18 protein-coding genes are annotated in these 22,511 nt (G+C 69.1%); 5 read left to right on the top strand and 13 right to left on the bottom strand.

Annotated elements, in window-relative coordinates:
* Position 1 precedes the first annotated feature (1 nt).
* The 3 genes from DID99_RS05835 to DID99_RS05825 form a co-directional block, all read right to left on the bottom strand.
* The gene (locus tag DID99_RS05835; protein ID WP_124666296.1) at positions 2-1,906 is read right to left on the bottom strand and encodes a feruloyl-CoA synthase; all 1,905 of its coding nucleotides are present in this window, start codon (positions 1,904-1,906) and stop codon (positions 2-4) included.
* A 101-nt stretch (positions 1,907-2,007) separates the two neighbouring features.
* The gene (locus DID99_RS05830; RefSeq protein WP_124666295.1) at positions 2,008-3,459 is read right to left on the bottom strand and encodes an aldehyde dehydrogenase; all 1,452 of its coding nucleotides are present in this window, start codon (positions 3,457-3,459) and stop codon (positions 2,008-2,010) included.
* Between the two features lie 43 nt (positions 3,460-3,502).
* Positions 3,503-4,330, bottom strand: a complete 828-nt coding sequence (locus DID99_RS05825; RefSeq protein ID WP_021163522.1) for a p-hydroxycinnamoyl CoA hydratase/lyase — start codon at positions 4,328-4,330, stop codon at positions 3,503-3,505.
* Positions 4,331-4,499: 169 nt separating this feature from the next.
* On the opposite strand from DID99_RS05825, the gene DID99_RS05820 reads away from it, so the two are divergent.
* A complete protein-coding gene (locus tag DID99_RS05820; protein WP_124666294.1) occupies positions 4,500-5,390 on the top strand; it encodes an amidohydrolase family protein in 891 nt (296 codons plus the stop codon).
* A gap of 72 nt (positions 5,391-5,462) precedes the next feature.
* Here DID99_RS05820 and DID99_RS05815 read toward each other — a convergent pair whose 3' ends face one another.
* From DID99_RS05815 to DID99_RS05780, 8 genes are all read right to left on the bottom strand, one after another.
* Positions 5,463-6,365 carry an SMP-30/gluconolactonase/LRE family protein gene (locus DID99_RS05815; RefSeq protein ID WP_124666293.1) on the bottom strand — a complete coding sequence of 301 codons (903 nt, stop codon included), beginning with the start codon at positions 6,363-6,365 and terminating at the stop codon, positions 5,463-5,465.
* A 51-nt stretch (positions 6,366-6,416) separates the two neighbouring features.
* Positions 6,417-7,436 carry an L-arabinose ABC transporter permease AraH gene (gene araH, locus DID99_RS05810; RefSeq protein ID WP_124666292.1) on the bottom strand — a complete coding sequence of 340 codons (1,020 nt, stop codon included), beginning with the start codon at positions 7,434-7,436 and terminating at the stop codon, positions 6,417-6,419.
* 30 nt (positions 7,437-7,466) lie between these two features.
* Positions 7,467-9,029 (bottom strand): L-arabinose ABC transporter ATP-binding protein AraG, encoded by a 1,563-nt coding sequence (araG, locus tag DID99_RS05805; RefSeq protein WP_124666393.1) that lies wholly within the window; start codon positions 9,027-9,029, stop codon positions 7,467-7,469.
* Positions 9,030-9,049: 20 nt separating this feature from the next.
* Positions 9,050-10,063 carry an arabinose ABC transporter substrate-binding protein gene (locus DID99_RS05800; RefSeq protein WP_124486002.1) on the bottom strand — a complete coding sequence of 338 codons (1,014 nt, stop codon included), beginning with the start codon at positions 10,061-10,063 and terminating at the stop codon, positions 9,050-9,052.
* A gap of 87 nt (positions 10,064-10,150) precedes the next feature.
* Positions 10,151-11,080, bottom strand: a complete 930-nt coding sequence (locus tag DID99_RS05795; RefSeq protein WP_044847380.1) for a Gfo/Idh/MocA family protein — start codon at positions 11,078-11,080, stop codon at positions 10,151-10,153.
* A 24-nt stretch (positions 11,081-11,104) separates the two neighbouring features.
* The gene (locus DID99_RS05790) at positions 11,105-12,034 is read right to left on the bottom strand and encodes a dihydrodipicolinate synthase family protein (protein ID WP_044847381.1); all 930 of its coding nucleotides are present in this window, start codon (positions 12,032-12,034) and stop codon (positions 11,105-11,107) included.
* 50 nt (positions 12,035-12,084) lie between these two features.
* On the bottom strand, positions 12,085-13,443 hold the full coding sequence (locus tag DID99_RS05785) for an MFS transporter (RefSeq protein WP_124666291.1): 1,359 nt from the start codon (positions 13,441-13,443) through the stop codon (positions 12,085-12,087).
* Between the two features lie 331 nt (positions 13,444-13,774).
* Positions 13,775-15,526: an IlvD/Edd family dehydratase gene (locus DID99_RS05780; protein ID WP_124485999.1), complete on the bottom strand. Its 1,752-nt coding sequence runs from the start codon at positions 15,524-15,526 to the stop codon at positions 13,775-13,777.
* Between the two features lie 114 nt (positions 15,527-15,640).
* Between DID99_RS05780 and DID99_RS05775 the strand changes: the two genes are divergently transcribed.
* Positions 15,641-16,591: a LysR substrate-binding domain-containing protein gene (locus DID99_RS05775; RefSeq protein WP_124666290.1), complete on the top strand. Its 951-nt coding sequence runs from the start codon at positions 15,641-15,643 to the stop codon at positions 16,589-16,591.
* A 118-nt stretch (positions 16,592-16,709) separates the two neighbouring features.
* On the opposite strand, the gene DID99_RS05770 is transcribed toward DID99_RS05775, so the two are convergent.
* Positions 16,710-17,186 carry an OsmC family protein gene (locus DID99_RS05770; RefSeq protein ID WP_124485997.1) on the bottom strand — a complete coding sequence of 159 codons (477 nt, stop codon included), beginning with the start codon at positions 17,184-17,186 and terminating at the stop codon, positions 16,710-16,712.
* A 94-nt stretch (positions 17,187-17,280) separates the two neighbouring features.
* On the opposite strand from DID99_RS05770, the gene DID99_RS05765 reads away from it, so the two are divergent.
* Positions 17,281-17,937, top strand: a complete 657-nt coding sequence (locus tag DID99_RS05765) for a GntR family transcriptional regulator (RefSeq protein ID WP_039318646.1) — start codon at positions 17,281-17,283, stop codon at positions 17,935-17,937.
* Positions 17,938-18,062: 125 nt separating this feature from the next.
* Here the strand turns inward: DID99_RS05765 and DID99_RS05755 are convergent, their stop codons facing one another.
* Positions 18,063-19,121, bottom strand: a complete 1,059-nt coding sequence (locus tag DID99_RS05755) for a LacI family DNA-binding transcriptional regulator (protein WP_124666289.1) — start codon at positions 19,119-19,121, stop codon at positions 18,063-18,065.
* 190 nt (positions 19,122-19,311) lie between these two features.
* Here DID99_RS05755 and DID99_RS05750 point away from each other — a divergent pair, with 190 nt between their 5' ends.
* Both DID99_RS05750 and DID99_RS05745 read left to right on the top strand, forming a co-directional pair.
* Entirely contained in the window at positions 19,312-20,460 is a 1,149-nt protein-coding gene (locus DID99_RS05750) for an ABC transporter ATP-binding protein (protein ID WP_124520153.1), read from the top strand.
* Positions 20,461-20,469: 9 nt separating this feature from the next.
* Entirely contained in the window at positions 20,470-22,464 is a 1,995-nt protein-coding gene (locus tag DID99_RS05745; protein WP_124666288.1) for a beta-galactosidase, read from the top strand.
* The last annotated feature ends 47 nt before the right edge of the window (positions 22,465-22,511 follow it).

Genomic DNA, 22,511 nt, shown 5'->3' with positions numbered 1-22,511 from the left:
CTCATGCCCGGCGCGCCGTGCCGGCGACGATCACGCCCGTGTCGGCCGCGCCCGGTTCGTACATCGCGTCGACCACTGCCGCACGGTGCATGAGCACCGCACGCTGGTTGATCGAGCCCTTGTCGGTGACTTCGCCGAGATCGAGCGAAGGCGGCGTATCGAGCACGCACAGCCGCGTGACGAACGTCGCGCTGCCGGTCGCATCGCGGTTCAGGCGCTCGAGCAGGTCCGCGAAGAACGCCCGCACCGCGGGCGCCTGCAGGACGGTGCGCACGTCGGCATCCGGTGCCACGCCGGCCAGGCGACGGCAATCGTCGACGCGCGGGAAGATCATCACGCCGACGTCGTCGCGGTTCATCCCCGTGACGACCGCGTCCTGCACGTACGGCGCGCCGTTCGATACGATCCGCGCGCGCATGGGCCCGACGCTCACGAAGGTGCCGGACGATAGCTTGAAATCCTCCGCGATGCGCCCGTCGAACATCAAGCCGATCTCCGGCCGCGCGGGATCGACGAAACGCACTGCATCGCCGCTGCGGTAGTAGCCCTCCTCGTCGAATACCTCGCGCGCGTCGTCGCCGCTCGCGCGCCAATAACCGGCCATCACGTTCGGCCCGCGAAAGCGCGCCTCGAACTTGCCGTCGACCGGCACCAGCTTCGCGTCGCAGCCGGGCGCGGGCAGGCCGATGTAGCCGGCCCCCGACACCGGCCCGGTGGTGAACATGCACGATGGTGCGGCCTCGGTCATCCCGAGGCCCGCCATGATCCGGATGCGCTCGCCGCAATGCGCGAGCGTCACGCGCTCGAGCCGGTCCCACGCGGCCTGCGACAGTCCGGCGCCCGCGAAGAAATACATCCTCACGCGCGAGAAGAAGGTTTCGCGCAGCGCGGCATCCGTTTCGAGCGCCGCGGTCAGCTCTTCCCAGCCCTTCGGCACGTTGAAATACACGGTGGGCGCGATCTCGCGCAGGTTGCGCAGCGTCTCGCCGAACTTGCCGGCGACCGGCTTGCCGTCGTCGATGTACAGCGTGCCGCCGTTGTACAGCGCGATGCCGACGTTATGGCTGCCGCCGAACGTGTGATTCCACGGCAGCCAGTCGACCAGCACCGGCGGCTCCAGACCGAACTGCGGAAACGTCTCGAGCAGCATCTGCTGGTTGCTGCACAGCATCCGGTGCGTGGTCGGCACCGCCTTGGGCAGCCGTGTCGATCCCGACGTAAACAGGAATTTCGCGATCGTGTCGCCGGTGATCGCTTCGTGCGCGGCATCGACGCTGCCCGGTGTCGTGTCGAGCAGCGACGAGAAACGCGTGACGCCGTCCATCCCGTCGGGTGCCGACACGACCACGCGCTCGACATCAGGCGGCACCGACGCGTCGAGCGCGGCACGAAACGCCGCGCCGTCCGACGCGAAGACCAGCCCCGGCGTGAGCAGGGCGAGCGCGTGGCGCAGCTTGCCGTAATCGCTCGACACGAGCGAATACGCGGGCGACAGCGACGCATGCGGAATGCCGGCCCACATCGCGCCGAACGCGAGTTGCAGATGTTCGAGGTCGTTGCCCGACAGGATCGCGACGGGCCGCTCGGCCGACAGCCCGCGATCGAGCAGCGCCTGGCCGATCGCGCGGGCGCGCTCGAGCATCTGCGCATACGTGATGCCGATCCACGTACCGTCGGGCCCGCGCCGCGCGACCAGCCAGCGGTCCGGATGCGCGCGCGCGCCGCTCGCGAGCCGGTCGGTCAGCCGGCGTGGGTACGCGCCGAGCGGGGTCGTCGCGCGCAAGGTCCAGCAGCCGTCACGTTGCACGATCTCCGGCGGCGCCGTGCCGATCGCCACGGGGCGATAGCCGGCGGGAACGCGCTGTGCGGCAGCCGCGTCGCGCAGTTGGGTCGGATCCGCATCCAAGTTCTGTCTCCGGTCGGTTCCGCCCCGAGCGCGTGCGCGCGCCGGGCGGAGACTTCATTGTGTCGTTGTCTTAACTGGGGCGCCGCGGCGCCCGGGACTGCTCAGATCGGGTAGTGACGCGGCGTGGTCTGGACCGTGATCCAGCGCAGGTCGGTAAACTCGGCGATCGACGCCTTGCTGCCGAACCGGCCGTAGCCGCTTGCCTTCACGCCGCCGAACGGCATCTGCGCCTCGTCGTGCACCGTCGGCCCGTTGATGTGGCAGATGCCCGATTCGATCTGCTTCGCGACCTGCATCGCGCGCGCGATATCGCGGCTGAACACCGCCGCCGACAGCCCGTACTCGCTGTCGTTCGCGGCCGCGAGCGCGGCGGCGTCGCCGTCGACGCGCTGCACGGTCACCACCGGCCCGAACGATTCGTCCGCATACAGCCGCATGTCGCGCGTGACACCGTCGACGATCGTCGGCTGCATCACCGCGCCGCTGACTTCACAGCCGAGCGGCAGCGCGGCGCCGTGCTCGCGCGCGTCGTCCACCATTGCCGCGATCCGCTGCGCGGCGGCCGCGCTTTCGAGCGTGCCCAGCACGGCGCCCGGCGCGGCCGGGTTGCCGGCCTTCAGCGTGCGTGCCTTCGCGACGAGCCGTTCGACGAACGCATCGGCGACCTTGCGATCGACGATCACGCGCTCGGTCGACATGCAGATCTGCCCCTGGTTGAAGAACGCGCCGAATGCGACTGCCTCGACCGCCGCGTCGAGATCGGCGTCGTCGAGCACGAGCACCGGCGCCTTGCCGCCGAGTTCAAGCAGCGCCGGCTTCAGGTGCTGCGCGGCGAGCGTCGCGACGATGCGGCCGACGCGTGTCGAACCGGTGAAGTTCACGCGGCGCACCGCCGGGTTCGCGATCAGCCGCTCGACGATCGCCGGCGCATCCTGCGGCGCATGCGTGATCACGTTGACCACGCCGTCGCCGAGCCCTGCGTCGTGCAGCACGCTGCCGATCAGCCGGTGCACGCCCGGGCAACCCTCGGACGCCTTCAGCACCACCGTGTTGCCGCATGCGAGCGGCATCGCGAGCGCACGGGTCGCGAGAATCACCGGCGCATTCCACGGCGCGATCCCGAGCACGACACCGCACGGCTGGCGCACGGCCATCGCGAGGCTGCCGGGCACGTCCGATGGGATCACCGCGCCGTCGATCTGCGTGGTCATCGCGGCCGCCTCGCGCAGCATGTTCGCCGCGAGCATCACGTTGAAGCCGTACCAGTTCGCCATCGCACCGGTTTCCGCGCGGCCGGTTTCGATGAATTCGCCCGCGCGCGCGTCCATCCGGTCGGCCGCCGCGAGCAGCCGCCGACGGCGCTCGGTCGGCGCGAGCGCGGCCCACGCGGGGAATGCGCGCGCCGCTGCCGCGACTGCGGCGTCCGCGTCGGCAAGCGTCGCCGCGGCGGCGCGCGACGCCACCTGTCCCGTCGCCGGATCGATCCGGTCGAAGGTCCCGCCGTCCGACGCGCCGCGCGACACGCCGTCGATCAACAAACTCACTTCGTGCATTTCCGTGTCTCCACTCGGATCCGGTTGCGTGCGGCGGCGCGCGTCAGCGCTTGTACGCCTGCAGGCCCGGCTTGATGCTCTTGTCGTCGAGGAACTGCTTGAGGCCCTGCTCGCGCCCGCCTTCCGGATCGCGGTAGTTCGCCTGGTCGAGCTTCGCGTACAGGTAGTCCTCGTTCTGCTCCCAGGTCAGTTCGCGGCAACGCTTGAAGCCGTGCTTCGCGTTACGGATCACGACCGGGTTCTTGTCGAGCAGCTTCGCGGCCAGCGCGCGCACCTCGTCGCGCAGCTGCGCGCGCGGCACGCTCTTGTTGACGAGCCCCATCTGCGCGGCCTGCGGGCCGGTGAAGGTGTCGCCGGTCATGATGTAGTAGAGCGCCTGGCGATGTCCCACGGTGTCGGCCATCGCCTTGCTGACGAGGTTGCCCGGCGGGATGCCCCAGTTGATTTCCGACAGGCCGAACACCGCTTCGTCGGCCGCGATCGCGAGGTCGCACGCGACGAGCGGCGAGAAGCCGCCACCGAAGCACCAGCCGTTGACCATCGCGATCGTCGGCTTCGCATACATGCGCAGCAATTGCCACTGCCAGCGGCTCGCGTCGCGGCGAATCTTTTCCTGCAGGATTTCCGGGCCCGCGTCGACTTCGCGGAAATACTCCTTCAGGTCCATCCCGGCCGTCCAGGCGTCGCCCTCGCCGGTCAGCACGAGCACCTGCGCCTCGGCATCGAGTTCGATCGCCTCCAGCACGTCGATCATCTCCGCGTTCAGCGTCGGGCTCATCGCGTTGCGCTTGTCCGGACGGTTCAGCGTCACCCATGCGATCCCGCCCTCGACCTCGACCTTCACCGTTTTCCAGCGCCCTTCATAACCCATTTTCGTTCTCCAATGACGATGCCGCCCTGTGCGACTCGCGACCAATTTACTATCAGGTAACCTGATATGTAAAGTAGAATGGAAGCGGCTCCGGACAAACCCCTAAACGGGCCCGGACAGCCGATTTCGCGCCGTGCCGGCCGACGAATCACGACATGAGGAGACACGCTTGGACATCGACAACCTGATCGCCATCGACACGCACGTGCACGCCGAAGTGTCGTGCTGCCAGCCGCCGGACCTGTTCGCGAAGGCATTCGACGACGCGGCCGACAAGTACTTCGGCACCGTGCTGAAGCAGGGCCGTCGGCCGACCATTCCGGAGACGATCGCGTATTACCGCGAGCGCCGGATCGGCTTCGTGATGTTCACCGTCGACTGCGAGACGAACATCGGCCGGCGGCGCACTCCGAACGAGGAAATCGCGCAATTCGCGCAGGACAACGCCGACGTGATGATCGCGTTCGCGAGCATCGACCCGCACAAGGGCCGCTTCGGCGCGCGCGAGGCGCGCCGCCTGATCGACGAGCATGGCGTGAAGGGCTTCAAGTTCCACCCGACGATGCAGGGATGCTTCCCGAACGACAGGCTCGCATATCCGATCTACGAGGTGATCGCGGAATACGGGTTGCCGGCCGTATTCCACAGCGGGCATTCGGGGATGGGATCGGGGATGCGCGGCGGCGGCGGGCTGCGTCTGAAGTATTCCGAACCGATTCACCTCGACGACGTCGCGGCCGACTTCCCGGACATGAAGATCGTGATCGCGCACCCTTCATGGCCGTGGCAGGAGCAGGCGCTGTCGATCGCGCTGCACAAGCCGAACGTCTACATCGACCTGTCGGGATGGTCGCCGAAGTACTTCTCGCCGGAGCTGGTGAAATACGCGAACACGCTGCTCAGGCACAAGGTGCTGTTCGCGTCCGATTTTCCGCTGATCCGGCCGGACCGCTGGCTCGAGGATTTTCAGGGCGCCGGGTTCCGGCCCGACGTGCATTCGCTGATTCTGAAAGACAACGCAGTCGCGTTGCTGGGGCTGCAGGCCGCGCAGCAGTCGTGACCCGTCCGGCCGTGACGGCGCCGGCAGCGCGCGGCGGCGCGACCGACCGCGCTGCCGCCCGCACCGGCGCGCTCAGTTCGCGGGCTTGCCCGCGAATCGCGCGGTCGGCAACCCCGCGTAGCGCGTCCGCGCGACGAACACGCCGCCGGCATCGGCATCGCTCGCCAGCGCGTCGTCGCTCAAGCCGACACGCGCGCTCGTCACGTACAAGCGGCCTTCGCCGTCGATTGCCACGCAGCTGGGCTGCGCGGTCGGCACGGCCACGCGATCCGTCTCGACGCCATCGGGCCCATAACGCACCACCCGCCGGCCGCCCCACTGCGCGTTCCACAGCCCGCCGTCGCGATCCATCGTCGAGCCGTCCGGGTCGCCGTCGGCATCGGTCAGTCGCGCGAACGGCCGCACGTTGGCCACGTCGCCGCCCGCGCGGTAATCGCAGACGAGAATCTCGCGCACCATCGAATCGCAGAAATGCATCTTCGCGCCGTCCGGCGAGAACGCGATGCTGTTCGCGATCGCGGCCGCCGGCAATGCAAGCCGTTCGAGCGTGAGGTCCGGATTGAGGCGGTAGAAGCCGCCGACCGCGCGCGGCGGATCGCCGCCTTCGTCCTTCATCCCGAACACGAACGCGCCGAACGGATCGCAGCGGCCGTCGTTCAGCCGCGTCGGCAGGTCGGGTTCGACGTCGACGATCCGCGTGAATTCGCCGCTGCGCAGATCGAAGAACGCGAGATGCGTCGCAAGCCCGACCAGCAGCACGTCGGGATCATGCGTGAGCGCGAAGCACGCGAGCCGTTCGGGCATCGGCCACTGCGCGAGGTCCGAGCCGTCCGCGCGGCAGCGCCACAGCCGCGCGCCTTCGATGTCCGTCCAGTACAGCGCGTGCGTCGCGTCGCACCACGTCGCGCCTTCGCCGAGCGTGTTGCGGCTGTCGACCAGCAGCGCCGCCGCCGTGCCCGGATGAGTCTGTTGCATGCCGTCTCCCGATGTCTTTCGCATTCGCAGGCGGCCGCGCGTTCGTCAGGGTCAGATCTTCATCGCGCGCCGCTGGTTGCGACGATACTGGTCGAACAGCACCGCGAGCAACAGAATTCCGCCGCGTATCAGATATTGGTAAAAGGTCGGCACGTTCAAGAGGCTCATCGCGTCCTGCACGGAGCCCATGATCAGCACGCCGACCAGCACGCCGGAGATCGTCGCGACGCCGCCCGTCAGCGACACGCCGCCGAGCACGCACGCGGAGATCACGCCGAGTTCGAGACCGACCGACGTCTTCGGGTCGCCGAGGCTCATCCGCGATGCCAGCATCACGCCGGCGAAGCCGGTCACGAGGCCCTGCAGCACGAACACCGCGATCTTGATGCGCATCACCGGCAGCCCCGCGAGCAGCGCGGCCTCGCCGTTGCCGCCGACCGCCAGCACGTTCTTGCCGAACACGGTCCGGCGCAAGAGGAAGCCGAACACGACGAAGCCGACGATGTTGCTCCAGATCGGATACGAGATGCCGAGGAACGACCCGCCGCCGAGATCGAAGAAGCGCTCTTCGGAGATCATCACCGCGTCGCCGTTCGACGTGATGAACGCGAGCCCGCGCACGACTTCCATCATCGCGAGCGTGACGATCAGCGAGTTGATCCGCCAGCGCGCGATCAGCACGCCGTTCACGAGCCCGACCGCGCCGCCCGCGAGCACGCCGGCGGCGATGCCGAGCACGACGCTGTGCGTCGCGGTGATCAGCGTCGACGCGACGACGCCCGAGAACGCGACGATCGACGCGACCGACAGGTCGACTTCGCCGAGCGCGAGCACGAACATCATCGTCACCGCGATCGAGCCGATCAGCGTGACCGACAGCAGCAGGCCCTGGATGTTGCGCGGCGTGAGGAAGTCCGGCACGGTCAGCGACAGCGTCGCGAACAGCACGAGAAACACCATCACGATGCCGGAGCGGTTGATCAGTTGCCACACGCCGCCGCGCGCTCGCGCGGGCGCGGCTGCGGCATCGGGGGACGGGGAAGTGCGTTGGGGTTGCATTGCCTGGCTCATAACGTTTGCTTTCCGGTTGACTGCAGGCCGCTAGCGCGGCAGCGCGAGCTTGATCAGCGCGTCGGGTGTCGCCTGCGCCTTCGCGACCTCGCCCGCGATCCGTCCTTCCTTCATCACGATGATGCGGTCCGCCACGCCGATCACCTCGGCCAGATCGCTCGACACGATGATCACCGTGCGGCCCGCTTCCGCGAGTTCGTAGAACAGGTTGTAGATTTCCGCACGCGCGCCGACGTCGATGCCGCGCGTCGGCTCGTCCATCAGGAACACGTCGATGCGCTCGGCCAGCCAGCGCGCGAGCACGACCTTCTGCTGGTTGCCGCCCGACAACGCTCCGATCGGCGTCTCGCCGTCGCGGGTCTTGATCGCGAGCCGCTCGATGTATTGCTGCGCCAGCTCGCGTTCGCGCCGCGCGTCGAGCAGCACGCGCGCCGGGCTGAAATGACGGCGCGCGCTGATGTTCAGGTTGTCGGCCACCGACGCGATCGCGACGATGCCTTCCTGCTTGCGGTCCTCGGGGCACAGCGCGATGCCGGCGCGCACCGCGTGCCGCGGGCTCGCGAACGCCACGCGCTTGCCGCCCAGCTCGACATGCCCGCCCGTGGGCCGTGCCGCGCCGTACAGCAGCTTCATCAACTCCGAGCGGCCCGCGCCGACGAGCCCGAAGAAGCCGACGATCTCGCCGCGCCGCGCGGCGAACGACACCGGCTCGGACAGGCCGGGCCCGACGAGCCCCTTCGCCTCGATCAGCACGTCGCCGGCCGTGCGCGGCCGGTAGCCGTATACGTCCTCGATCGAGCGGCCGACCATGCAGCCGATCAGCCGGTCGCGGTCGAGCTCGGCGACCGATTCGAACGTCTCGATCCGGCGGCCGTCGCGGAACACCGTCACGCGATCGCACAGCGCGTCGACTTCCTCCATCCGGTGCGTGACGTAGATGATCGCGCGGCCCTCGGCGCGCAGCGAACGGATGATGCGGAACAGCTGCGTCGTCTCGCGCGCGGACAGCGAGCTCGTCGGTTCATCGAACGCGATCACGCGTGCGTCGCGCATCAGCGCCTTGCCGATCTCGATCATCTGGCGCTGGCCGATCGACAAATACTTCACCGGGATGTCCGGATCGATGTGCTCGCCGAGCCGCTCCAGCGCATCGAGCGCGCGCACGGCAAGCGCGCGCTCGTCGACCACGCCGAGCCGGCTCGGCAGCTGGCCGAGCATCAGGTTCTCGGCGACCGTCAGCTCGGGTACCAGATGCAGCTCCTGGTAGATGATCGCGATGCCGGCCTCGAGCGCGGCGCGCGTCGACGCGAAGCGCTGCACCGCGCCGTTCAGCGTCAGCGTGCCGGCCTGCGGCTGATTTACGCCGGACAGCACCTTCAGCAGCGTCGACTTGCCCGCGCCGTTCTCGCCCATCAGCCCGTGCACCTCGCCCGCGCGCACCGACAGCGACACGCCGTCGAGCGCGCGCACGCCCGGGAACGTCACCGTGATGCCGTCGAGCGCGAGCAGCGCGCCGCCGGGCGGCGGCGGCGCGGTACCGGGCGTGGCCACGTCGTCGTGGCGCGAACTGGCCGTCATCATCTGCATCGTCATCGCGTCGTCGCCCCGCACGTTCAGATGCCGAGCTCGGCGCGCACGGCTTGCCAGTTCGCGCGCGTCATCAGCTTGCCGCTCGTCTGCGTGTCGGCCGGCGGCGTCTTGCCGTTGCGGATCCAGTCGACGAGGTTCTGCGTGCTGTCCTTGCCGTGGTTCGTCGAGCTGACCGCGATCGTCCCGTAGAAGCCGGTCGGCTCCTTCTTCTGGAACTCGGCGAACGCCTCGCCCGCGCCATTGATGCCGACGCCGATCACGTCCGCGGCCGGGATGTGCAGCTGTTCGGTCGCGCGTACCGCGCCGAGCACGGTTTCCTCGTTGAGCGCGTAGACCACCCACTTCTTGATGTTCGGATGGCGCGCGAGCACGGGCGCCGCCGCGCTGAAGCCGCCTTCGTCGTCGGTCGTCTTCTGCGGGGCGTCGAAGATGTTTTCCTTGCGGAAGCCGTTCGCGAGCAGCGCCTGCGTCGCGCCGTCGGTGCGCAGCTTCGCGGTCGGCAGCTCGTAGTTGGTGACGCGCAGCGCGCCGACTTCCTCCGGCTTCCAGCCGCGCCGCTTCATCTCGTCGGCGATCGCCTGGCCGACCTGGTTGCCGATCTTGGTCGCCGACATCCCGAGGTGCGGCACGTTCGGCAGCGGCTTGCCGGTCGAGTCGACGAGCTGGTCGTCGACCGTCACGAACTTCATGTTGTAGCGCTTCGCGCGCGACGCGATCGCCGGCCCGAGGCGCACGTCGGGTGCGCAGATCACGAAGCCCTGCGCGCCTTGCGAGCCGAGGTTGTCGATCGCGGCGAGCACCTTCTCGCCGTCCGGCGTGCCGATCTTCACGACCGAGAAGTTCTCCTTCTGGCCGAGCGCGGACGCCGCGTTCTGCTCGTTGATGAACCATGCCTGCTCGGGCATCTTCACCAGGAAGCCGATCTTCAGCGGCGCGTCGGCGTGCGCGGCGCCCTGCATCCCGAGCGGCGCGAGGCAAAGCGCGGCCAGCAGCGCGCGCAGCGTGTGGCGGCGGATCGTGTGGGTCGTGCGGTTCATGCGGTGTCTCCTTGTCTGTTGGCTTGGGTCTTCAACTCTCGTCGTGCGCGTTTCGTCGTGCGCGGTCGCGCTCGCGGCGGCACGGTGTCAGCGGCCGAACGCGTCGGTCCCGACGCGCCGGCCGAACAGGAATGCGTCGGCGACGAGCCTCAACGGCCGCACGTCGACGTCGCTTGCGCCGCGCGCGATCAGCGCGCGGAACTGCGCATACAGCGCCGGGTACTCGCGCTGCGGCCCGAGCTCGACCGGCTCGCCCGCAATCGACAATTGCGCGCCGCCGCGGCTGATCGCGAGCACGCCGTCCGAGGTGTCGACCGCGATCTCCCATTGCTCGACGGGGCCGTGCCGCCAGTCGAATTCCGCGCGCACGGGCACGCCGTGCGTATCGGCGCATTCGAGGTCGGCCGCAATCGGCATCTGCGCGTCGCTCGGCACGTAGAGCGTCGCCTCGCGCAGCACGAGCTCGCGCGGCAGGATCCGCGTGACGATCGACAGCGCGTTGATGCCGGGATCGAACACGCCGAGGCCGCCGGGCTCCCAGATCCACTGCTGGCCCGGATGCCAGCGCCGCACGTCTTCCTTCCAGCGCACCTGCACCGCACGGATCGTGCGCGTCGCGAGCCACGCGCGCGCCGGTTCCACCGCGCTCGCGCAGCGCGAATGCCAGGTCGCGAACAGCGTGAGGCCGCGTTCGCGCGCGAGCGCGTCCAGCGCGGCCACTTCGCCGAGCGTCGCACCCGGCGGCTTCTCGAGCATCACGTGCTTGCCGGCCTCGAGCGCGGCACGTGCCTGCGCGTAGCGCACCTGCGGCGGCGCGCACAGCGACACGGCGTCGAGCTCGGGCTCGGCGGCCAGCAGCGCGCCCAGGTCCTGGTAGTTGCGCACGCCGTCGACTTCCGCATGACGGCTCGCGCACGCGGTCAGCACGAAACCCGGTTCGGCGGCGATCGCCGGCAAATGCTGGTCGCGCGCGATCTTGCCGATCCCGATCACGCCCAGTGAAATCACGTCGCTCATCTGCGTTTCTCCTTCGCCACTTGCTCAGTGCGCCCAGCGCAGCACGAGCGGATCGAGCCGGCGCGCGATCGCGAGCAGCTCCGCGCGCGTGTCCGGGTGCAGTTCCGGCATCGGGTGCCGTGGCCGCTCGCACGCGATCACACCGCCGGCGCGCATCAGCGCCTTCGCGGTGAGGATCCCGGACTGGCGGTTCTCGTGATTGATCAGCGGCAGCCACGTCTGATAGCGCGCGAACGCCTCGTCGTGCCGCCCTTCGCGGAATGCTTCGAGGATCGGCCGGATGCCGTCCGGAAAGCCGCCGCCCGTCATCGCACCGGTCGCGCCGGCATGCAGGTCGGCGAGCAGCGTGATCGCCTCCTCGCCGTCCCACGGCCCTTCGATCGCGTCGCCGCCGAGCCGGATCAGCTCGCGCAGCTTGTTCGCCGCACCCGGCGTCTCGATCTTGAAGTACGCGACCTGCTCGATCTCGCGCGCCATGCGCGCGAGGAACGGCGCGGACAGCGCGGTGCCGCTCGCGGGCGCATCCTGGATCATGATCGGGATGTCGATCGCGTCCGACACGCGTGCGAAGAACTCGAAGATCTGCGCTTCGGGCACGCGGAACGTCGCGCCGTGATACGGCGGCATCGCCATCACCATCGCCGCGCCGAGTTGCTGCGCGCGCAGGCTGCGCGCCGCGCACACCTGCGTGCCGTAGTGCGACGTCGTGACGATCACCGGCACGCGGCCGGCGACGTGTTCGAGGATCGTGCGCGTGAGCACGTCGCGTTCGTCGTCGGTGATCGCGAACTGCTCGGAGAAGTTCGCGAGGATGCACAGCCCGTCCGAGCCCGCGTCGATCATGAAGTCGACCGCGCGCTTCTGGCTTGCGAGGTCGAGCTCGCCGGTCTCGGAAAACGTCGTCGGGACGACGGGGAAGATGCCGCGATAGCGCGGCGTGCTGCTCGATGTCATGGTTCGGTCCTGCGTCGGTCGAAGCGGCGTTCAGCCGGAAAACACGGGGTTCAGGATTCGCCGGCGAATGTGCCCGCGGCCGGCTCGGGCGCGCGCAGCGCGGCGCGCACCACGAACGTCATCAGCACCGCGAACAGCAACGTCGCCGCGAGGAAGTACAGGCCGGCCGCGAGGCTGCCGGTCGACGCCTTGATCAGGCCGATGCCGTACGGCCCCAGGTAGCCGCCGAGATTCGCGAGCGAATTGATCGCGGCGATGCCGACCGCCGCGCTCGTGCCGGTGAGGAATTCGCCGGGCAGCGCCCATACGACGGCCTGGATCGAATACAGCGAGAACGCGGTCAGGCAGATGAACAGGAACTGCAGCGCCGGTTCGCGCACCCACGCGCTCGCGCCCATCGTCACGGCGGCGGCCGCCGACACGACGACGATGTGCCAGTAACGCTCGCGCTTGCGATCCGAATGACGCGGCACGACGAGCAGGCCGACCACCGCGAACAGGTACGGCACCGCGGACAGCATCCCCGTCGCCGCATCGCCGGTGCCGAACGCGTGGATGATCGTCGGCAGCCACAGCGACAGCCCGTAGATGCACAGCGGAAACGGCAGGAACAGCGCGGCGAGCAGCAGTACGCGGCGGTCGCGCAATGCGGCGAGCGGATTGCCGTGCGAATCGGGGCGATACGTGTCGCGATCGGCGGCGAGCTGCCGCGCGATCCAGCGGCGCTCATCGTCGTTCAGCCAGCGCGCATGCGCGGGCGATTCGGGCAGCAGCCGCAGCGTGGGCCACGCGAGCAGCACGGCCGGCAGGCCGCTGACGACGAACAGCGTCTGCCAGTCCGACAGGCCGAACAGCCCGTGCGTCGACAGCAGCCAACCGGCGAGCGGGCCCGTCACGATGCCGGCGAGCGGTTGCGCAAGGACGAGCAGGCCGATCACGCGGGCACGGTCGCGCATCGGGAACCATTGCGTGAGGAAGTACAGGATGCCGGGATAGAGGCCGGCTTCCGCCGCGCCGAGCAGGAAGCGCAGCACGTAGAAGCTGGCCGGCCCCTGTACCAGCGCCATCGCCATCGTGATCACGCCCCACGTCGCGAGGATGCGTGCGAACCAGACGCGCGCGCCGAAGCGTCCGAGCGCGAGGTTGCTCGGCACCTCGCACAGGAAGTAGCCGATGAAGAACAGTCCGGCGCCGAGTCCGTACGCGGCATCGCCGAGGCCGATCGCCGCGTTCATGTGCAACTTCGCGAAGCCGACGACGGTACGGTCGACGTAGGCGACCACGTAGATCAGCGCGAGGAACGGCACGAGCTTGCGCGTGAGCAGGCGCGTCAGTTGCCGTTCGTCGACGGCTGCCGGCGAATCGGACTGGTCCGCCACGGCGTGCGCGGGGGGGTACTGCGTCGTCATCTTGTCTCCTGTCGGCCACCGTTAGCGCTTTAGCGCTTACGGGGGCCCCATGCTTCGCGGTCGGCGTACGTTGGCGCTTTAGCGCTTACGTACGCCCCATGCTTCGCGGTCGGTCACCGTTGGCGCTTTAGCGCTTACGGGGGTCCCATGCTTCGCGGTCGGCGTACGTTGGCGCCTTAACGCTTGCGTACGCCCCATGCTTTGCGGTCGGCCCGCATTAGCGCTTTAGTGCTTGCGTGCCCCCCATGCTTCGCGCTCGACCACGGCCGGCGCGTCACTCGTTTCCCTCAGGCCCCGCCGCGGTCCGCGTCCCTGCACGGCTATGCGCCGCTCAATGCGAATGGCTCGGCACGTCCGCGCCGCGCGTGCCGACCAGGAAGTCGAGGTCGCACCCCTCGTCCGCCTGCAGCACGTGATCGATATACAGCCGCGCATAGCCGCCCTTGCCGAGCTGCCCGGCCACGCCCGGCGCCGCGGTCGGATCGACGTCCGACAGGCGCCGTTGCAGTTCGTCGTCCGAAATGTCCAGATGCAGCGTGCCGGCCTCGCAGTCGAGCTCAATCCAGTCGCCGTTGCGCACGGCGGCCAGCGGGCCACCCGCGGCCGCTTCCGGCGCGACGTGCAGCACGACCGTGCCGTACGCGGTGCCGCTCATCCGCGCATCCGAGATCCGCACCATGTCCTTCACGCCCTGGCGCAGCAGCTTCGGCGGCAGCCCCATGTTGCCGACCTCGGCCATCCCCGGATAACCGCGCGGCCCGCAGTTCTTCAGCACCAGCACCGAGCTCGCGTCGACGTCGAGTGCTTCGTCGTTGATCGTCGCCTTGTAGTGATCGAGATTCTCGAACACCACCGCGCGGCCGCGATGCTTCAGCAGCTCGGGGCTCGCCGCCGACGGCTTCAGCACCGCGCCGCGCGGCGCGAGATTACCGCGCAGGATGCAGATTCCGCCGTCGGCGATCAGCGGCCGGTCGAGCGGGCGGATCACCTCGTCGTCGTAGTTCGGCGCTTCGCGCACGTTGTCCCACAGCGACTTGCCGTTGACCGTCAGCGCGTCCGGGTGCGGCAGCAGCCCGCCTTCGCCGAGCCGGCGCAGCACGGCCGGCAGCCCGCCCGCGTAATAGAACTCCTCCATCAGGAAGCGCCCCGACGGCATCAGGTCGACGATCGTCGGCGTGTCGCGGCCGATGCGCATCCAGTCCTCGAGTTCGAGCGGCACGCCGATGCGGCCCGCGATCGCCTTCAGGTGGATCACCGCGTTGGTCGAGCCGCCGATCGCCGCGTTCGCACGGATCGCGTTCTCGAATGCGGCACGCGTCAGGACCTTCGACAGCACGAGCCCTTCGAGCGCCATCTCGACGATGCGGATGCCCGACATGTGCGCGAGCACATAGCGGCGCGAATCGACCGCCGGAATCGCCGCGTTGTGCGGCAGCGCGACGCCGAGCGCCTCGGCCATGCACGCCATCGTCGACGCGGTGCCCATCGTGTTGCAGGTGCCGGCCGAGCGCGACATGCCGGCCTCGGCCGACAGGAAGTGGTGCAGGTCGATCTCGCCCGCCTTTAGCGCTTCATGCAGCTGCCACACGGCCGTGCCCGAGCCGATGTTCTTGCCTTCGAGCTTGCCGTTCAGCATCGGCCCGCCCGACACAACGATCGCCGGCACGTCGCAGCTCGCCGCGCCCATCAGCAGCGCGGGGGTCGTCTTGTCGCAACCGGCGAGCAGCACGACCGCGTCGATCGGGTTGCCGCGGATCGCTTCCTCGACGTCCATCGACGCCAGGTTGCGCGTGAGCATCGCCGACGGCCGCAGGTTCGATTCGCCGTTCGAGAACACCGGGAACTCGACCGGGAACCCGCCCGCCTCGGAGATCCCGCGCTTCACGTGCTCCGCGAGCTTGCGGAAGTGCGCGTTGCACGGCGTCAGTTCGGACCACGTGTTGCAGATGCCGATGATCGGCCGGCCGTCGAACTCGTGATCGGGGATGCCCTGGTTCTTCATCCAGCTCCGGTACATGAAGCCGTTCTTGTCGTTGGTGCCGAACCATTGGGTGGAGCGCAGCCTGGGTTTCGTTGCCGACATCGTCAGTCCTGTGGTGACGGGATACCGGCGCAGTCTAGGCAGAATTTTGATAACTGGCTAATGACGTTTTAGGCGATTACGATATCGATTCCGATATCGATATAAACCCGTACGATGCCCGAAGCCAGCCCGTGGGGAAACCGCAGCCGCCTGAAGACGCGCCAGCTCCTGCTGGTCGTCGCGCTCGCCGACGAAGGCAGCATCCACCGCGCGGCGGCCGCGCTGAGCATGACGCAGCCGGCCGCGTCGAAGCTGCTGCGCGAGCTCGAGGAATCGATCGGCGCGGTGCTGTTCGAGCGGCTGCCGCGCGGGATGCGGCCGACGCTGTACGGCGACGCGCTGATCCGCCACGCGCGCGCGGCGCTCGGCAGCCTCGACCAGGCGCGCGAGGAGCTGGCCGCGCTGAAGGCCGGCCATCTCGGGCACGCGGCGGTGGGCGCGATCACGTCGCCAGGGCTGCGGCTCGTGCCGCCGGCCGTCGCGGCCGTCAAGGGAACGCATGCGAACGTGCGCGTGTCGGTGACGATCGACACGAGCAACGCGCTGCTCGAACACCTCGCGCAGGACAAGCTCGACATCGTGCTCGGCCGGCTGTCCGTCGAACACGACAAGCTGCACCTGCGCTACGAGCCGCTGACCGGCGAGCCGGTCGCCGCGGTTGTGCGGCCGGGCCATCCGCTGCTCGCGCAGGCGCCACTGTCGCTCGCCGATGTGCAGCGCGCCGCGTGGGTCATGCCGCCGGCCGGCAGCGTGCTGCGTCACCGCTTCGAGCTCGTGTTCCAGCGCGCGAGCCTAGCGCCGCCCGCGAACGTGGTCGAGACGGCGGCGCTGCTGTTCATCACGCAGCTGATCGAGCAGAGCGACATGATCGCGGTGCTCGCGGAGGACGTCGCGCTGTACTACGCGCGCCACGGGATCGTCACGGTGCTGCCGCTGGAGATGGATTGCCGGATGGACGATTTCGGGATCATCACACGCACGGACCGGCTGCCTTCGCCGGCTGTCGAGGTGATGGCCGATGCGATTCGGGCGGCGGCGCGGGAGGTGTACGGGGTCGTGTTGTAACGCGACGCGGCCCGGTTTCGTCGAGCCTGCTCGCCTGTCGAAAGACACGCGTGCGCTCGCGTCCCGCGTTTCGGTTACGCCCGGTACGCAGCGAACCCCGCCCGTTCCACGGCATGCATCACGCTTCCGCGACCTCGATCACCGGCTCGCACCGGATCGGGAAGTTCACGGAGTTCGCCACATAGCACTTCGCATGCGCGTCATGATGCAGCCGCTCGGCGAGCGCACGATCGTCGCCCGCCTGGATCGTCACGCGCGGATGCAGCACGATTTCGGTGAAGCGCCCCGGCCCGGGGCTGTCGAGCATCGTCCCTTCCGCGTCATCCACATACGCCAGCACGCGGATCCCCGCATCGGAACACAGATGCAGATACCAGAGCTTGTGACACGCCGAGGCCGACGCGAGCAGCAAGTCTTCCGGATTCCAGCGCGCCGCGTCGCCGCGGAACGCCGCGTCCGACGAGCCCGGAATGTCCGGCTTCGAACCCGCGCGGATCACATGGTCACGGCCGTATTCGCGATACCCCGACGTGCCGGTTCCCCGGTTGCCGGTCCACTCCACTGCCACGCGGTACTTGTGTTCGCCATGCGCCATCTCGCTCTCCTTCGATATCGGAACGTGAGGCCGTCATTGTGGCACCGGAATGCCATTTGGTATACCATTATTCCAAATTGAGGAGCACGGGAACATGGAAGCCAGACTCGATTCGACGGCGGACGCGGTGGCTGCATCGTTGCGGGAGATGATCATCAACGGCGAGTTGCAGGCAGGCGAGCGGCTCGTCGAGCGCGACCTCGCCGACCGCTTCGGCATCAGCCGGATTCCGATGCGCGAGGCGATCCAGCGCCTCGAACGCGAAGGATTGCTGGATATCTTCAGGAATCGCGGCGCGGTCGTGCGGATGCTGAGCGCATCCGACGTGCAGGAGATCTACGACATGCGCGCGCTGCTCGAAGGCGACGCGATCTACCGCAGCGTGAAGCGGCTCGACGACGAAACACTCGCGCGCGCCGAACTCGTGCACAGGCTGCTCGGCGAATCGAACGTGCCGCGCCGGCAAGGCGAGCTGAACCGCGAATTCCATGCGCTGCTGTATTCATGCTGCGGCAACGAGCGGCAGTTGAAGGCGATCGCGGAGCTGCGCAGCCAGGTCGAGCGCTACGAGCGACTTCAGGCAACGTTGCTCGCGGATACGCCGTCATTCCAGGTCGAGCATGAAGAAATCCTGCACGCGTGCCGCGAACGCAACGCACGTGGCGCGCGCGCGATGACGGTCGCGCACCTCGATTCGGCCCGACGCATCGTGATGCGGCTCGTCGAGGACGATCTGCGCCTTGGGGCGTGATCGAGCCACTCGTGTGATTCCATCTACCGGCCCGCGGCCGGCCTCTACTCAGGCTTAGCCCGTCGGCTTCGGCTTCGGCTTCGGCTTCGGCTTCGGCTTCGGCTTCGGCTTCGGCAAGCATGACACTACGCGACGCGCCCCGCGTGGCCGCCTTCTCCCGCTAAGCCATCGCGCACCGCCCCCGTCGTCCCGCGAACCACCAGCCGCGGCACCGACGCCGTCCGCACGCGCGACGCATCGTCGACCTGACCGCCCGCCTCGCGCAATGCGTTGAGCAGTTCGACCGCGAGCCCCGCCGCCTCGGCCGTCGGGATCGCAACCGTCGTCAACGTAGGGCGCGTATCGCTCGCCAGATGAATATCGGTGATGCCGACGATCGACAGATCGTCGGGCACACGCCGGCCGCGATCGGCGGCCGCATGCAGCGCGCCGATCGCGGGCAGGTCGTTGGTCGCGACCAGCGCGGTCAGCCCGGGATGCGCGTCGAGCAGCCGGCCCGCCGCACGCACGCCGCCTTCGATCGAATCGGGCTCGGCCGCGACGATCGACGCGTCGAGCCCCGCTTCGCGCATCACGTCGACGAAGCCGTCGTAGCGCGCCGCCTGCACACCGCTCGCCGAGCCGCCGACGATCACGCCGATCGTCTTGTGCCCGAGCTCGACCAGATGCCGCGTCGCAATCCGCCCCGCCTCGCGAAAATCCACCGCGACGCACGGCAATCCCTCGGGCGGCGCATCGGGCCGCTCCCACAGACACAGCACGACCGGCACGCCGCGCCGCGCGACGTCGACCAGATCCGGCAGGTGCAGGTTCGCGTTGGTCACGAGAATCCCCTCGGAAATCGTGCCGGCGATCTGGTCGAGATACGCGCGCCCCTGTAACGGATCTTCGTTCGTATTGCAGACGATCAGGAATTGCCCGTTGCGCCGCACCGCGCGCTCGGCCGCGAGCGCGAACTCCGGATAGAACGGGTTCGCGATGCTCGACACCATCAGCGCGACCGTCGGCGCGCGCCCTTCAGCCAGCGCCCGCGCGGCCAGATGCGGCCGGTAGCCGAGCGCCTGCACCGCTTCGAGCACCCGCGCGCGGGTGGCTTCGCCGACCCGGCCGCGGTTGCGCAGCACGTTCGAGACCGTCGCGGCCGTCACGCCGGCGCGACGGGCCACTTCATCCAGTGTCGCCATGATTTGCCCACTATATGAGACGTCGATCCAGTATTTGCTTCGCTCACCGAAGCGGCGCACTATCGCCGCACACCCTGCCGCCCGACCGACGGGCGCGACTCGGCCGCGATCGCGATCGGCTCTTTTTTTGATCGCGATGCTTAAGCGCTTAAGCATCGACGAAAGCGCATTAGAACATGGAGCGGAGACAATGGCGAGCATCTCGATGCGACGCGTGCAGAAAGCCTATGGCGAGCACGCGCCGGTCATTCGCGACGTCGATCTGGAGATCGGCGCGCACGAGTTCTGCGTGTTCCTCGGCCCGTCCGGCTGCGGCAAGTCGACCCTGCTGCGGATGATCGCGGGCCTCGAGGACCTGAGCGACGGCGAGCTGTCGATCGACGGCCGCCGCGTCGACGACGTGCCGGCCGCCGAGCGCGGCGTCGCGATGGTGTTCCAGAGCTACGCGCTGTTTCCGCACATGACGGTCTACGAGAACATGGCGTTCGGGCTGAAGCTCGCGCGCGTGCCGAAGGCCGAGATCGACCGGAAGGTGCGCGACGCCGCGCGGATCCTGCAGCTCGACACGCTGCTCGAGCGCAAGCCGAAGGCGCTGTCCGGCGGCCAGCGGCAGCGCGTCGCGATCGGCCGCGCGATCGTGCGCGAGCCCGGCGTGTTCCTGTTCGACGAGCCGCTGTCGAACCTCGACGCGGCGCTGCGCGGCCAGACCCGCATCGAGATCGCGAAACTGCACCGGCAGTTCGAGCGCGCGAGCGTCGTCTACGTGACGCACGACCAGACCGAAGCGATGACGCTCGCCGACAAGATCGTGCTGCTGCACGCCGGCGCGGACACCGCGCGACACGGCAGCATCGCGCAGGTCGGCGCGCCGCTCGACCTCTATCACCATCCGGCGAGCCGCTTCGTCGCCGGCTTCATCGGCTCTCCGCGGATGAACTTCCTGCCGGCCGTCGTCACCGCCTGCGACGCGCGGCGCACGATCGTCACCGTCGTGTTGTCCGGCGAAACCTTCACGCTGCCGCGCGACGGTTCCGCGCTCGCGGTCGGCGCGGCCGTCACGCTCGGTATCCGCCCCGAACACCTGACGCTCGACGCCGCGCACGACGCGACGACGCTCGCGCGCGACGTCGCGCTCGTCGAACGCCTCGGCGAGCAGACCTACGTGCACCTCGACCAGCCCGGCGGCACGCCGCTGATCGCGAAGGTGCCCGGCGACGCCCCGCTGCGCCGCGGCGAACGCGTGCACGCGCATGCGCCGGCCGCCGCCTGCCACCTCTTCACCGAAGACGGCCGCGCGGTGCCCGCGTGCGCCGACCTTCCCGTCCACCACTACGCATAAGGATCGGGCATGCGCCTCGGAGTCTGTTACTACCCGGAACACTGGCCGGAATCGATGTGGGCCGACGACGCCCGCCGGATGAAGGCACTCGGCATCGCGCAGGTGCGGATCGCCGAATTCGCGTGGAGCCGCATCGAGCCGTCGCCGGGCGAATACGACTGGGGCTGGCTCGACCGCGCGATCGACGTGCTCGGCACGGCCGGCCTCGAGATCGTGATGTGCACGCCGACCGCGACACCGCCGAAATGGCTCGTCGACCGTCACCCCGACATCCTCGCGATCGGCGCGGACGGCCGGCCGCGCAAGTTCGGCTCGCGCCGCCACTACGACTTCTCGTCGCCGACCTATCTGGAAGCGTCGCGCCGCATCTGCACCGCGGTCGCCGAACGCTACGGCCGCCACCCGGCCGTGCGCTACTGGCAGACCGACAACGAACTCGGCTGCCACCAGACGGTCGTCAGCTACTCGCCCGCCGCGCTCGTGCGTTTTCGCGCATGGCTGCAGGCGCGCTACGGCACGATCGACGCGCTGAACCGTGCGTGGGGCACCGTGTTCTGGAGCATGGAGTACCGGCATTTCGACGAAGTCGATGCGCCGGTCGGCACCGTGACCGAAGCGCATCCGTCGCACCGCCTCGACTACCGGCGCTTCGCGTCGGATGAAGTCGCGCGCTATCACCGGATGCAGGTCGACGTGATCCGCGCGCATTCGCCGGGCCGCCCCGTCGCGCACAACTTCATGCAGCTCTTCACCGAGTTCGATCATTACGACGTGGCGCGCGACCTCGACGTCGCGACCTGGGACAGCTATCCGCTCGGCGCGCTCGAGGAGCAATGGTTCGCGCCCGACGTGAAGGCGCGCTGGCTGCGCACCGGCCATCCGGATTTCGCGTCGTTCAATCACGACCTCTATCGCGGCATGTCGAAGCTGCCGTTCTGGGTGATGGAGCAGCAGCCGGGCCCCGTGAACTGGGCACAGTGGAACCCCGCGCCGCTGCCGGGCATGGTGCGGCTGTGGAGCTGGGAAGCGTTCGCGCACGGCGCCGGCTGCGTGTCGTACTTCCGCTGGCGGCAGGCGCCGTTCGCGCAGGAGCAGATGCATGCGGGCCTGCACACGCCCGACGACCGGCTCGACGAAGGCGGCCGCGAAGCGCAGCGCGTCGCGCAGGAGATCGCCGCCGTGCTCGACGCAGGTGCCGATGCCGACGCGAACGGCGCGGTGCGTGCACCCGTCGCGCTGGTGTTCGACTACGAAGCGAAGTGGCTGTTCGAAGTGCAGCCGCAAGGCGCCGATTTCCACTACCCGCGCTTCGCGTTCGAGTACTACTCGGCGCTGCGTTCGCTCGGCCTCGACGTCGACATCGTTTCCGCGCACGCGCCGCTCGACGGCTACCGGCTCGTCGTCGTGCCGCCGCTGCCGGTCGTGCCGGACGACTTCGCGGCACGGCTCGCCGCCTCCGGCGCGCATGCGGTGTTCGGTCCGCGCACCGGCTCGAAGACCGCCGACCTGCGGATTCCGCCGACGCTGCCGCCCGGCCCGCTCGCGTCGATCCTGCCGATGCGCGTGTGGCGCGTCGAATCGCTGCGGCCGAATGTGACCGAGCGGATCAACGGCACGCTGCGCGACGGCGCGCCGCTCACCGGCGATGCGCGTCACTGGCGCGACCTCGTCGAACTGCGCGACGACGACGCGCGCAGCGTCGTGCGCGCGCGTTTCGCCGACGGTCATCCGGCCTGCGTGTCGCACGGCACGCTGCACTACTGGGCCGCGCTGTTCGACGACGCGACCACCGCGCGCCTGTTCGCCGACGTCGCGGCCGAAGCCGGCCTGACACCGTCGCCGCTCGGCGACGGCGTGCGCGTGAGCCGGCGCGGCGGCCTGACCTACGTATTCAACTACGGCAGCACGCCGCACACGATCGATGCAGTGCCGCCGTCCGCGTTCGTGGTCGGCGCCGCGCAGGTCGAGCCGCAAGGCGTCGCCGTGTATCGAAGCCGTTCGTAGCAGCCGTTCGTAGCAACCGCCCCCGGCGCCGCGACGCGCCGGTCACG

Source organism: Burkholderia sp. Bp8986 (assembly GCF_003854225.1).
Taxonomy (GTDB): domain Bacteria; phylum Pseudomonadota; class Gammaproteobacteria; order Burkholderiales; family Burkholderiaceae; genus Burkholderia.
Note: the sequence above shows the minus strand (reverse complement) of the source record. Positions and strands in the feature narration are given on the sequence as shown.